Source organism: Alkalicoccobacillus gibsonii (assembly GCF_016798245.1).
In the GTDB taxonomy this organism is placed as follows: Bacteria; Bacillota; Bacilli; order Bacillales; family Bacillaceae_D; genus Alkalicoccobacillus; species Alkalicoccobacillus gibsonii.
In genome coordinates, this window is the sequence record NZ_JAEUZA010000002.1 from 613,664 (window position 1) to 627,057 (window position 13,394).

Below are 13,394 nucleotides of genomic sequence, written 5' to 3' on the forward strand. Positions count from 1 at the left end.
TAACAATTAGCAGAGGAGGTTCAGTATGCTTGAGCCTTACATAGTTAGGAAGGAGGAACTAGCCTATGGATGATAAATCTATTGGTAGAGACCGGAACCATTACCTTGAAACAAGACCGAGTAGGAAAGAGAAGCATGGGAGAAAAAAGACAAAATTAAGATCAGTTCTTATTGATGTTTTCATTCGAACGCTTCTTAGTCGATTATTCACTGAAGTCTTTAACATTGTTTCAAGGTTCGTATTAAGAATTATTGATATGATCTCTAATCTTTTATATCAAAAGAATAAGGTGATATTCATGAGAATACCGGAAAATCATGCTTTTTATCAGTTAAAGAGTAAAAAGAGATTGGCTGCTATTCTCGGGATAGACAGTCCAGCATTTTTTAAGCATCTTGATTTGCATTTTACTTGTACTGAATTTTCCTTAACAAAAAATAATAAAACGCGCACATTATTGAATCCCTCTAAACAGTACAAAAGAATCCTCCGAAAAATTAACCAGCTTCTTCAAGGAATTAATTTCCCTACATACTTACATTCTGGAGTTAAGCAAAAAAATGCCCTAAGCAATGCGTGTTATCATAACAGTCATTCGCACATTTGCACGATGGATATCAAGAACTTCTTCCCTTCCACTTCTGAAGCCTTTGTGTACAAGTTCTTTAAAGATAAATTCAAAATGAGTGAAGATGTGGCAAAGATTATGACATTGCTGGTCACTTATAAAAATGAAAATGAAGTAGCAAGGTTGCCACAGGGCTTTCCGACAAGCTCTATTTTAAGCTACTTAGTTTATTTTGATTTTTTCAATGGTGTGAACGCATTGGCTCATTCAAGAAATATGAAGTTCAGTATTTATGTAGATGACCTTACCTTTTCTTCAAACCGTGCATTTACCCCCTCTTTTCTAAATCGAATCGTTACAATTGCACAGCAGTACGAGCTTACGATCCACCCCGATAAAACGCAATTTTATAATAGACATGCTCATAAAAAGATTACAGGAGTCATTCTAAAGCAGGAAACAGTAAGGGCACCTCTATTCATCCATAAACAAATAAATCAGCACTATCTCGATATACTAGACTGCGACCTTTTAACCTTTAGTAATTTTATTAAATTTAAGCAGAAAGTCATCAAAACATTAGGACAAATTCAGTATGTGAGAAGCATTGAAGGTACCCACAAATACATTTCAATTGAACGTAATCTAAATGATTTTAAGGAGCACTTTAGTGTTCTATCAGTTAAAGATAAATATAGAATACAGCTCAAACAAGAGTACAAGCACTTTCAAGGTATGTTTACTCATTCAATTATATTTTGAACTATAAAAGGATACCCTTCATAATGTATATACATAAAGATATACAAATAAGGAGGTTATGTTTATGAGCGATAAATCCCAAGGAAGGAAAGAAATGCGTATGATGAATGCTACTCAGCCAAGCAAGGAATCAACGGTTTTGCAAAAATGGGGAAATAGCTCCGGAGTCAGAATTCCTGCATCTTTTAAAAAGATATTAGGCATTGAAAATGGTACTACACTTGATCTCGAGCTAGTTAATAACACCATCGTTATCAGAAAGGCTAGAAAAAAACAGACATTAAATGAACTTTTAGAAAAATATGACCCAGAGAAAGAGCATAAAGAACTTAATTGGGGAAAACCGGAGGGGGATGAGATGTGGTAATGAGACTTAAACGGGGGGACATCATTATGATTAATTTCGATCCGCAAAGCGGACGCGAGCAAGCAGGATATCGTCCTGCGTTAGTCATTTCCCCTGAAGCATTTAATACGGTCACTCCTTTTGCCTTATTATGTCCAATCACAAATACTATTCGAGGCAATCCTTTTGAGGTCGAACTGCCAGATTCTCTTCAAACGACAGGAGTTATTCTTGTCCATCATATTAAGAGTCTTGATGTTCGGTCACGCAAAAAGTATATAAAGGTAATTGAAGAAGTACCGGATGAAACGATGGAAGAGGTTTTAGATATATTAAGTACAATTGTTACCTAATTGCATTATTGTGTTTGCTTTTATCCGAGATAAATGTATCATCATTCTGTTCTTTCATTACTCCGTGAGTCTCTTCATTTCTGCATGTTAGTTAATACTCCTCTTATTGTTGTTTCGAACATAGTTTTCTGTTTTTCTCATCATGAGTTTCAGTTGAAATTTCAAAGTTTCTTGATTGATCATTGATTGTTCTTAGTTTTAACTACATTTTTCTTACTAAGCGTGCTTTGCTCCTTGGTAATAGAGGTCTCATCTTGGTAAGAGATCTGTCTTCCTTGGTATGAGGTGTTGATTCTTGGTAGGGATGTCTCTGGGCTTGGTGAATGTTGCATAGTTGTTGGTAAGGGTTTGAGTTTCTTAGTAAAATGTCCTTTTTCCTTATTATGATTTAGGAACTTCTTGGCAAATCCTCCACGATCCGAATGTATCTAAAGGTGTTTTTAGAATTCAATTAAATGCCGTTTTAATTTGTCTCTTTTTCTCAAAAAGTGCTCGCTTCTTGGTAAAGGTTCAATCGTTCTTAATGTTAACTGTAGTCCTCTTACTAAGCGTGCTTTACTCCTTGGTGATAGAGGTCTCACCTTGATAAGAGATCCGTTTTCCTTGGTATGAGGGGTTCATTCTTGGTGGAGATGTCTCTGGGCTTGGTGAATGTTGCATTGTTCTTGGTAAGGGTTTGAGTTTCTTAGTAAAATGTCTTTTTTCCTTATTATCTTCCGTATCTTCCTTGGTAAGTCTCTTTTTATCTATGATTCTCCTAGAATCCTGTCGAATATTATTTGCAATCTGCCTCATCTCCCTATAGAATAGAAAACTATTGATTGATTTATCAGAATGTTAGGTTATCTAACAGGGGTGAGGAGGAGCAGTTGATATGATGAAGAGGGTATTTCAGCGTGCGCTTGCGGGCGTGGAGAAGGTAGGGAATGTGCTACCGCAACCGATCACGATCTTTTTGATGTTGATTGGGTTGTTGTTTGTGTTATCAACTGTTTTTGCGCTGACGGGTGTGACGGTGACGAATCCGGCAACGGGTGAGGTGACCGAGATTCGTAGCTTGCTTAGTGGTGACGGGGTTACGTTTATGACGGGCACACTTGTGCAGAACTTTACGGGATTTGCGCCGCTTGGACTTGTGCTGACGATTATGCTTGGGATTGGCTTGGCTGAGCGCGTGGGGCTTTTGTCTGCTTTTATTAAAAAGCTGATGATGGCGGCACCTGTGTGGCTTGTGCCATATGCGATCTTTTTTATGGGGAACTTTGCGACGGTGGCAGCTGATTCTGCTTACTTGATCGTTCCGCCGCTTGCGGGAATTATTTATTATTCACTTGGTCGTCATCCGGTAGCTGGTGTCGTCACTGGGTTTGTTGGGGTGTCGAGTGGATATGCGACAGGTATCTTGATTACGTCAAATGAGCCGTTGCTTGCTGGGATTACAAATGAGGCGATGGCTGTATTAGATATGACAGGAACGGTTACGCCAATTAGTAACTATTATTTCATGGTGGCTGGAGCGCTTCTGTGTACAGTCATTGGGGGAACACTGACACGTAAGTTAACAGAACCACGCTTGGGAGCTTATACAGGTGATGTTGTAGAATCAACGGAGCCGGTGTCAAAGGAAGAGACACAAGCGTTAAAGCTGACGGGTTTGGTCGCTTTGATCTACATTGCGATTCTTGGTGTAGGGATGTTTGTTCCAAATAGTATCTTATTAAATGAAGAAGGTGGATTGGTTCCTTCTCCATTTTTAGATGGAATTGTTGTGTATCTCTTAATCTTGTTTGCTTTGATTGGAATTACATATGGTTTAAAAATGAAGCGAATTAAAGGGATGAAAGATGTCGCTCACTATATGGGAGAAGCAATTGGCAGCATGCGTAACTTCATAGTTTTAGTATTCTTTATTGGTCAGTTTACGGCATTTTTCCAATGGTCTGGAATTGGTCTTTGGGTCTCAGTGAATGGAACGGACTTTTTAGAGGCAGTGAATTTTACGGGAATTGGACTCATTATTTTATTTATCCTAATGACTTCATTAATGAATCTAGTGATTACGAGTGGATCAGGTCAGTGGGCAATCTTTGCGCCAATCTTTATTCCGATGTTCATTCAGCTTGGGTATGATCCGGCATTTACACAAATGGCGTATCGGGTTGGGGATTCATCGACAAGTATGATTACACCTCTTTCTGCTTACACGATGATCACACTGGAGTTTATCCGGAAATATAATAAGGATGCAGGGTTTGGATCGTTTATTTCACTGACTCTTCCGTACGCCATTTGTATTTTAACCGGAATGACGTTATTGCTTATTCTTTTCTATACACTCGGAATTCCAGTTGGTCCTGGGTCCGGAGTCAGGCTTTAATCTAGACGGATTGATCAATTATTTGATAAATGTGGGTACTTGCTATTCCCTTTCTCCCTTACCTCAATACTATACATAAGCTCCACATTTCTTAGTTTGAGATAGGAGGGGAAGCTTTGATTATTAACAAGATTGTTAATGGTGGATTCGAAACGGGTGTTCTTACCCCGTGGGTTTCCGTTAACGGATTCATCACGTCCGCATTTAGTCATACTGGCTTTAATGCCGTTCAATTACCACCGATTGTGGGAAGTAGTCTTTCTCAAAATGTACCGATTGAAGCTGGAGACAGTTTCGAGGTTTTAGCTTCGCTTGCAAGAACAAGTGGATTACCATCTCCACAGGTTGTTTTAACTGTACAATTCTTTGATGCAGCCTTTAATGCTGTAGGGGCAGCTACTTCGGTAGTTATTGAGACTTCTGGCTTGCCGGTTGTTGAAAATGACACATGGTTATCCGTGTATGAAACAACACCAATTGCGCCAGTGGGAGCAGTCTCAGCAACCATTATTTTTAGTATTTCTTCTACAATTGTAGGATCGGACATTGTTATTGATGATGTCGCTATGATTTCGTCTTCTGCTGGATTTGTCCCAAGTGGACCTTCAGGAACAGGAGCAACCGGCCCAACCGGCCCAACCGGCCCAACGGGTGCGACAGGGGCAACCGGTCCAACCGGTCCGACTGGAGCGACTGGAGCGACAGGACCAACCGGACCAACTGGGGCAACGGGAGCGACCGGCCCAGCAGGAACAGGAGCTGGAGTTACAGGAGCAACGGGTCCAACAGGTCCGACTGGAGCAACAGGAGAACCAGGACCAACCGGAGCCACAGGAGTAACTGGTCCAACGGGAGCGACAGGAGCAACGGGGGCAACAGGTGAGGGAGTAACTGGCCCAACCGGAGCAACCGGAGCCACAGGAGCGACCGGACCTACAGGAGCAACGGGAGCAACCGGTCCAGCAGGAACAGGAGCAGGAGTAACGGGAGCGACGGGTCCTACGGGTCCAACCGGTCCTACGGGTCCAACTGGGGAAACAGGCCCGACAGGAGTAACAGGCCCAACTGGATTAACAGGTGCAACTGGTCTAACGGGAGCGACCGGCCCAACCGGAGCAACAGGAGTAACAGGAGCAACAGGAGTAACAGGAGCAACGGGAGCGACAGGAGTAACAGGAGCGACGGGAGCAACTGGCCCAACGGGAGCGACGGGAGCAACTGGCCCAACGGGAGCGACAGGAGCAACGGGAGTAACGGGAGCAACTGGCCCAACGGGAGCGACAGGAGTAACGGGAGCAACCGGCCCAACGGGAGTAACGGGAGCAACTGGCCCAACCGGAGCAACGGGAGCGACAGGGTTAACCGGAGCAACAGGGGCCACAGGTCCAACGGGCTCAACGTTACAGCCGTTCTTTAACAGTAATATGCAGCCTCAAACGGTTGCAGTTGGTGGAGTTGTAACAGCTCTGAATCCATTTGCATTATCTGGTGTAACGTATACTGCGGCAACTGGTACGTTCACGTTCGTAACGGCTGGTCTTTACTATATTAGTGTTACGATTAACACAGCGGCCACAACACCTGCTAACCCAGTATTCGCATTAATCGTTAACGGTGGAGCTGTTCCAGCAGCCCCTGGTACGAATTCAGATGCAGGCGGTGGTCAGTTAACCATTGTCCGTGTACAAAGTTACGCGGCTGGTGATACCTTTACAATCAACAACTTATCCACATTCCCAGTCACAATCGTTAACGCACCAAACGAATTAAACAGTGCTGGACACGTAACGATCCATCGCTTTGCTGATGGTCCAGTAGGTCCAATTATTACAGGTTAATCGTTTGAATTGAGCACATCAACATTTTGTTGGTGTGCTTTTTTATGTGGTTTGGGCGTGCTTCTTGGTAATGGATGATTTGTTCTGAATGAAGGTATAAAAGTTCTTACTATCGTTCCGAAATCTCTTGATAATGGGGGTGATTCTTATTAACGGGACTTTCTGTCTTGCTAATGGACCTTGTTTCTTAATAGGCATGTCTAGTTTTTTACGTAGATGCTCGTTCTCCTTGCTAAGTGTCTTTTGTTCTTAGTTAAAATTCAATTTTCCTTAATAAATCTTTTGAACTTCTTAGTAATGCTCCTCTCAAGTCTTGTGTGTAAAAAACGAGAAATCGGGTATATATAAAGTGTATGACCAGTTATTCAACTTCAAAATGAAAGTGATTGGGGCGTGTAAAATGTTTAAGCGAATACTGGTGGCAACGGACGGATCAGTGCATGCTAGAAAAGGGTTAGAAAAAGCAGTAAAAATGGTTGAACCGTATAAGTCTGAGGTTCATATTGATCTTGTGTATTGTGTCGATGTAAAAGATAATTCTCAAATCCTCCGGTATAGTGATAATCGGGAAGCAGACGCGCTCTCCAAACGAATGGTAGCAGAGAGTATGGATTATCTGCATCATGAGGGGATTTCTTCATCTAGCTTTTATTTACGTGGGGAGCCGGCTCGAATGGTTCTACTTTATTTAAAGGAACATGATTACGACTGTTTAGTTGTCGGAAGTCGTGGCAGAAACGACTTGCAGACGCTTGTACTTGGGAGTGTTAGTCACAAGTTAGCGAAGCATGCAAAGATCCCCGTGCTCATTGCAAGGTAAATAGGATGAATCAGACCTCGTCTATTAGAAACGAGGTTTTTTGATGTCTAAGAAGTTTTCTGTCATTCTTCACCATCCTTTCTTGATTACTGGTACAATAAGTAAGAATTAGATAAAGAAAGTACGGTGATCGATTGAAAGAACGAACGAAGCTATTTATTACAGCAGCGCTTCTATTTGGTGTCATAGGGCTTATTTATTACTCAACCTCCCAGCCTTATTCGAATCAGGATATTAGGCCTACATTAAATAAGCTGCCAATTCACTGGTTAGAGGATACATTTTTAAACAAAATTTCATTTACATATGGCTATCAGGTTAGAAGCATTGAAGCGAATGGCGTTGCAGGATTCTTAGAATTTTTTATTCGAAAAGCCTCTCATGTAACAGTGTTCGCACTGGTTGGATTTCTTGCAACTCGGTTACTCGCTTTTTTTGTTCGAGTAAGAGTGGCCGCGCTCATTACCTTCTTTACGGTGCTGATTTATGCGAGTATTGATGAGACGAGACAATACTTTAGTGCAGAGCGCCAAGGGTTAATTGGAGATGTAGTGATTGATACGGCTGGTGGATTAATTGGAATTCTACTCATGGTTTGGTGGTTGTCTAGAAAGAAGAGAACGCGCAGTTCCTAAACGGAGCTGTGTTTTTTTATATCTTTTTTCCTGAAAGTGTAAAGAAACACAATGTATGACCGATATAATGGCAGACTGCATATTTTACACAGTAGTTAAAAAATCAAACATTTTGTTTGATCTTTTTTCACATTTTTCCTGACCAAATGCCAATTTCTGTAGTATAATTGGACTGGTTTTTAAGATATGCATCTTTATTACTAGTAAACGGAAGGAGTTTGATATGAAAAAGATATTCAGTTTGTTTGTTGCTTTTTTGCTTGTGTTTAACCTTTTGTCACCATATGCTGCGCTTGCAGAGTCTACTGTTGAAACAAGTGATCCCGACAATTTCGAGGTGCCGATTGACATTGAAGACGATACATATGAGCTTGATCATGTAAATGCATGCTTGTCGGATATGTTCGATCTGGATGAAATCAAAGAGGAAGATCTTGAGGATTTTGATCTAGATCAGCTTGAATTGACAGAAGAGGACGTTTTGACTCTTAAAGACTGTCTCACTCTTCTTTTAGAAGAAGAGAAAGCTGCAAACGAAGAAATGGCGACTGAAGAAGAGGAAGCTGTGACTGAAGAAGAAGCAATAGAAGACGTTGTAACTGAAGAGGAAGAAGATGTTGTGACTGAAGAAGAAGCAACAGAGGAAGAAGATGTTGTAACAGAAGAAGAAGCAACAGAGGAAGAAGATGTTGTAGCTGAAGAAGAAGCAACAGAGGAAGAAGACGTTGTAGCTGAAGAAGAAGCAACAGAGGAAGAAGATGTTGTGACTGAAGAAGAAGCAACAGAGGAAGAAGACGTTGTAACTAAGGAAGAAGCAACAGACGAAAAAGAGATTGTTCTTGAAGAGCTTGAAGAGAGCCCAATGATGATGTTCTCAATGCGAGTGATGGAAGAACCGGTTAAAAAGTCGACGAGTCGATTGGGTCATCTTTATCGAAGTGCAACTGTGTATAAAGATTTAGACCAAACAAGCACTTTAAAACTTTCTGACTTACTTGACACGGTCTATTACATTAAGCAACAAGCTACTTATCAAGGTGAGACTTTCTACTTGATAAGTAAAGAACCAAGTGCTACAAAAGGAACGGTTGGATGGGTGAAGAGCTCTGATATTCGCTCCTATACGCACACAACCACCCATAAAAATAAAAGCACGTATTATGTAAATGGCTCAGGTAAGGCCTATACAAAAGCGTCTGGTGGATCAAGAGATGAAGTTTACAGTAACCTTTCCAATCAAAAAGGCCAAGAATTTCATGTTCATTTAACTGAAAAAGCAGGAAATGATACATGGTTTCGAGGGACTCTAAATAACAAGACTGTTTGGATAAAGAGTTCTGATGTTAGTGAAAAAGCTGTCACTGGAAAGAAAACATCTACCAGTAGATTAGGTCATCTGTATCGCAGTGCAACTGTGTACAAAGATCTTGGAAGTTCAGGTACATTAAAACTATCTAATCTATTAGATACAGTTTACTACATCAAGCAACAAGCGACATATAATGGGGATACTTACTACTTAATTAGTACGCAACCAAGTTCATCTAAAGGTACAGTAGGCTGGGTGAGAAGTTCTGATATTCGCTCATTTGCCCATTCAACTACAAATAAAAATAAGACTACTCTATATGTAAAAGGTACAGGTAAAGCCTATACTAAAGCATGGGGTGGATCAAAAGACGAGGTTTATAGTAATCTTTCCAATCATAAAGGTAAGAAGCTAGAAGTAAACTTAACTGAAAAAGTAGGAAATGATACGTGGTATCGCGGAACGTTAAATAATCGCACTGTATTTATTAAGAGCAGCGATTTAAACGATAATAAAGTGTCAGACAAGCAGTCAACCAGTAGATTAGGGCATTTATATCGTAGCGCAACAGTATATAAAGACCTTGGAAACTCTAGTACATTAAAGCTCTCAGATTTGCTAGATACAGTATATTATATTAAGCAACAAGCTCAATATAATGGAGATACGTACTATCTCATTAGTAAAAATCCTAGCGCTACAAAAGGTACAGTTGGTTGGGTTAAAAGCTCGGATATTCGTTCATATTCTCATACTACAACTGATAAGAAGAAACACACATTCTACGTAAATGGGACAGGAAAGTCTTATACAAAAGCATGGGGTGGTTCGAAGGATGTAGTATTTAATTTATCCAACCAGAAAGATAAAGAATTCGTTACCAACTTAACTGAAAAAGTAGGAAACGACACGTGGTATCGAGGTACGTTAAATGGGAAAACTGCTTGGATTCATGTAAATGATCTTTCAGAAAAACTAGATACTAAATCAAGCTACAACATCACTCTAGACCAAGCAGCCAACATGCAGTATGGAGCGAATGCACAAACGGATCGCTACTCACAGTATGTGCACAAGGACTACGTGAAGAAAAGTGGTAACACGTACACTGTTAATGCATCTTTACTAAACGTCCGCAGCGGTCCTGGGACCAACTATCCTGTTGTTGATCAATTGGCTAATGGAAAAAGACTTTCCATCCGTGGGACAAGCGGTAGCTGGTATCAATTGTTCTGGGTCGATGCAAAGAAACAAGATATTATCTACTATTTAGACCCGAATAACTTTATAAATGATAAGGTTCAGCAATTCCAATTCCTTGATTTAGCAAAAACAAGTGGAGCAAGTGAAACGGCTCTTAACAACTACTTACGCGGAAAAGGAATTCTTGCAGGACAAGGGAAGGCATTTATTGATGCTGGACGTACACACGGAATCAATGATGTCTACTTATTATCTCACGCGCTACTTGAGACAGGGAATGGCTCGTCCACTCTAGCTAAAGGCGTGAAATACAACGGCGTTACGGTTTACAACATGTACGGGATTGGTGCAAAAGATAGCTGCCCAATCGAATGTGGTACAAAATACGCGTATGACCAAGGCTGGACAACACCATACAAGTCAATCGTTGGTGGAGCAGCGTTCATTGGCAATAGCTATGTGAAATCTGGTCAGAATTCATTATACAAAATGCGTTGGAATCCTGATGCAATGGTTCGAAATGGCCGTGCCTCGCACCAATATGCAACTGATATTGGCTGGGCTTCTAAGCAAGTTCACAGCATGTACAATCTGTACCAAGGAATCGGTTCTTACACATTGAACCTAGATATTCCGGTTTATAAATAAGATGGAAGCTCCGACTTTGTGGTCGGAGTTTTTTTTATGTCGCGTCTTGGTAAACAAGTTATTCTTCTTACTAACGGTGTTTAACACGATGTAAATACGGGCTGGATGGATGTATGATGGGAAACGTTCTTACATACGCTCTAAATCTTCTTATTAAAAGCTCAACTCCTCTTGATATGGCTTCCAATCTTCTTACTAACGTACCCCCTGCGCCCAAATTGCATAAGCTACTTCTAACGGATAAGTGTAGGAGGGATTAATTCATGAAAGGTGTCATTTTGGCAGGAGGTACGGGTTCGCGGCTGCTTCCGCTGACGGCAACGATTAATAAGCATATGCTGCCAGTGGGGCGTTACCCGATGATTATGCACGGGCTTGCTAGGCTAAAGGAAGCGGGCATTCTTGATGTATTAGTGATTGTGGGGAAGCGTGATGGAGCGCCGATCCTTGGTTTGCTTGGGAATGGAAAACGGTACGGGATGAATATAACGTACCGAGTGCAGGAGTCGCCTGGTGGGATTGCGGATGCGCTACGGTTGGCAAAGGGATTTGTCGGGTCTGAGCAGGTGACCGTGTTGCTTGGGGATAACTTGTTTACTGAGCCAATCGCAAGTGCGGTAAGCCATTTTCAGAGCGAAGAACGGTACGATGCAATGGTCATGTTAAAAAAGGTGGACGATCCGGAACGGTTTGGAGTGGCGACGATTGAAGACGGAGTGATGAAAGCGATCGATGAGAAACCTTTGCTGCCTTTATCAAATGACGTAGTAACTGGACTCTACCTCTATCATTCTTCTGTTTTTGACATTATTGAGACATTGCTTCCTTCAGCTAGAGGAGAGTTAGAGATTACGGATGTGAACTTGGCTTATCTATCAAACAATAAGCTAGGGTATCAGTATGTTCAAGGAGAATGGATTGACGCAGGAACTCATGAGTCTCTGGCTCAAGCACATCAGGTGGCTGCACCAATTGATCTCGATCCGATCCTGAGTCGAACCTATGAGGTTGTTACAATATGAAGGTGATTGAGCTTGGATTGGAAGGAGTAAAACTAATTCAGCCGACTATTCATCTGGATAAGCGAGGTTTCTTTTTGGAAAGTTATCAACAGGAAGCGTGGAACAGAGCAGGAATTTCGGTATCTTTTATTCAAGATAATCACTCGTATTCCATTCAGTCTGGTGTGTTAAGAGGGCTTCATTTTCAAAAAGGTGAAGCCCCGCAGACGAAGCTGATACGGGTTTTAACAGGGGAAATCTACGATGTGGTTGTCGATCTCCGTCCAAATTCTTCTACATTTAAAAAATGGATCGCGGTTACATTACGTGCAGAGAGCCATCAGCAATTACTTGTTCCAAAAGGGTTTGCTCATGGGTTCTGCACACTTTCTCCACATACACAGGTTTTGTATAAGGTGGATCAGCTGTATAATCGAGAAATGGAGCGAGGAGTGAATTGGGCGGACCCTGAGCTGGGGATAACGTGGCCCAGATCTTCACCGATTCTTTCAGAGAAAGATCAACAGCTGCCAATGCTTTGTGAGGTGTTGAAGGAGGAAGGGATTGTATGAGACTTTTAGTAACTGGTGGTGCCGGGTTTATTGGCAGTCACTTTATTCGATATATGTTGCGAGAATATCCAAACTATCAAATTGTAAATGTTGACTCATTAACCTATGCAGGAAATGTAGCGAATCTCGCATCCGTTGCGGATGTAGACGGATATCAATTCATCAAAGCCGATATTCGCGATAAAGGGCAAATGGCGCATATCCTTTCAAGCAATACTCTTGATGCGGTGGTACATTTTGCCGCTGAGACGCATGTAGATCGAAGTATTGATGCACCTAGCACATTTGTGGAGACGAACGTTCTTGGCACTCAGAATTTGCTTGAATGTGCACGTGCCCAAGACGTAAAAACCTTTGTACACATCTCGACGGATGAAGTATATGGAACACTTGGGAGCGATGGATACTTTACAGAAGAAACCCCTCTCGCACCAAATAGTCCATATGCCTCCAGCAAGGCCAGTGCTGATTTCTTTGTCAGATCGTACTATGAAACGTATGGAATGGATACACGGATTACGCGCTGTTCCAACAATTATGGACCGAATCAATATCCGGAAAAATTGATCCCCGTTGTAATTAATCAAGCATTAAAAGGAGAGAAAATTCCTTTATATGGTGATGGCCAAAACGTTCGCGACTGGCTTCATGTGTATGATCATTGTACGGCCATCGATCGTGTTCTTCATAAAGGTCGTCCCGGTAGTGTGTACAATATCGGTGCAAGCAATGAATGGAGCAACAAAGATTTAGTTGAAGAAATTCTAACTCTCATGCAGGTTCCATTAAGTCAGATTGAAAGTGTGCCGGACCGGTTAGGGCATGATTTGAGATATGCAATTGATGCATCGAAGATTAGAGAAGAGCTGGGATGGGAGCCGATTCGCGATTTTAGGGTGGGACTTCGTGAGACCATTGATTGGTATGTAGATCAAGATGTAAACAAATAATTCACTTCGCA

Annotated in this window: 11 protein-coding genes; all 11 read left to right on the forward strand. The window is 41.5% G+C overall.

Annotated features, from left to right (window positions below; translation table 11 throughout):
• The first annotated feature begins 65 nt into the window (after positions 1 to 65).
• The 11 genes from JNO66_RS09810 to rfbB all read left to right on the forward strand — a co-directional run bounded on the left by JNO66_RS09810 (position 66) and on the right by rfbB (position 13,383).
• Positions 66 to 1,331 carry a reverse transcriptase family protein gene (locus JNO66_RS09810; protein ID WP_203088062.1) on the forward strand — a complete coding sequence of 422 codons (1,266 nt, stop codon included), beginning with the start codon at positions 66 to 68 and terminating at the stop codon, positions 1,329 to 1,331.
• Between the two features lie 64 nt (positions 1,332 to 1,395).
• Positions 1,396 to 1,698, forward strand: coding sequence for an AbrB/MazE/SpoVT family DNA-binding domain-containing protein (locus JNO66_RS09815; protein ID WP_203088063.1), 303 nt, complete (start codon positions 1,396 to 1,398; stop codon positions 1,696 to 1,698).
• Positions 1,698 to 2,030: a type II toxin-antitoxin system PemK/MazF family toxin gene (locus tag JNO66_RS09820; protein WP_203088429.1), complete on the forward strand. Its 333-nt coding sequence runs from the start codon at positions 1,698 to 1,700 to the stop codon at positions 2,028 to 2,030. The genes JNO66_RS09815 and JNO66_RS09820 overlap by 1 nt, the downstream gene beginning before the upstream one ends.
• Before the next feature lie 874 nt (positions 2,031 to 2,904).
• Positions 2,905 to 4,407 (forward strand): AbgT family transporter, encoded by a 1,503-nt coding sequence (locus tag JNO66_RS09825; RefSeq protein WP_203088064.1) that lies wholly within the window; start codon positions 2,905 to 2,907, stop codon positions 4,405 to 4,407.
• Between the two features lie 119 nt (positions 4,408 to 4,526).
• Positions 4,527 to 6,245: an NTTRR-F1 domain gene (locus JNO66_RS09830; RefSeq protein ID WP_203088430.1), complete on the forward strand. Its 1,719-nt coding sequence runs from the start codon at positions 4,527 to 4,529 to the stop codon at positions 6,243 to 6,245.
• A gap of 400 nt (positions 6,246 to 6,645) precedes the next feature.
• On the forward strand, positions 6,646 to 7,065 hold the full coding sequence (locus JNO66_RS09835; RefSeq protein ID WP_203088065.1) for a universal stress protein: 420 nt from the start codon (positions 6,646 to 6,648) through the stop codon (positions 7,063 to 7,065).
• Between the two features lie 134 nt (positions 7,066 to 7,199).
• Complete coding sequence (locus tag JNO66_RS09840) at positions 7,200 to 7,700, forward strand: VanZ family protein (RefSeq protein WP_203088066.1); 501 nt, start codon at positions 7,200 to 7,202, stop codon at positions 7,698 to 7,700.
• A gap of 223 nt (positions 7,701 to 7,923) precedes the next feature.
• A complete protein-coding gene (locus tag JNO66_RS09845) occupies positions 7,924 to 10,860 on the forward strand; it encodes an N-acetylglucosaminidase (protein WP_203088067.1) in 2,937 nt (978 codons plus the stop codon).
• A gap of 263 nt (positions 10,861 to 11,123) precedes the next feature.
• Entirely contained in the window at positions 11,124 to 11,882 is a 759-nt protein-coding gene (locus tag JNO66_RS09850; protein WP_203088068.1) for a sugar phosphate nucleotidyltransferase, read from the forward strand.
• Positions 11,879 to 12,433: a dTDP-4-dehydrorhamnose 3,5-epimerase gene (gene rfbC / locus JNO66_RS09855; RefSeq protein ID WP_203088069.1), complete on the forward strand. Its 555-nt coding sequence runs from the start codon at positions 11,879 to 11,881 to the stop codon at positions 12,431 to 12,433. Before JNO66_RS09850 ends, rfbC begins: the two co-directional genes overlap by 4 nt.
• Complete coding sequence (gene rfbB, locus JNO66_RS09860) at positions 12,430 to 13,383, forward strand: dTDP-glucose 4,6-dehydratase (RefSeq protein ID WP_203088070.1); 954 nt, start codon at positions 12,430 to 12,432, stop codon at positions 13,381 to 13,383. Before rfbC ends, rfbB begins: the two co-directional genes overlap by 4 nt.
• The last annotated feature ends 11 nt before the right edge of the window (positions 13,384 to 13,394 follow it).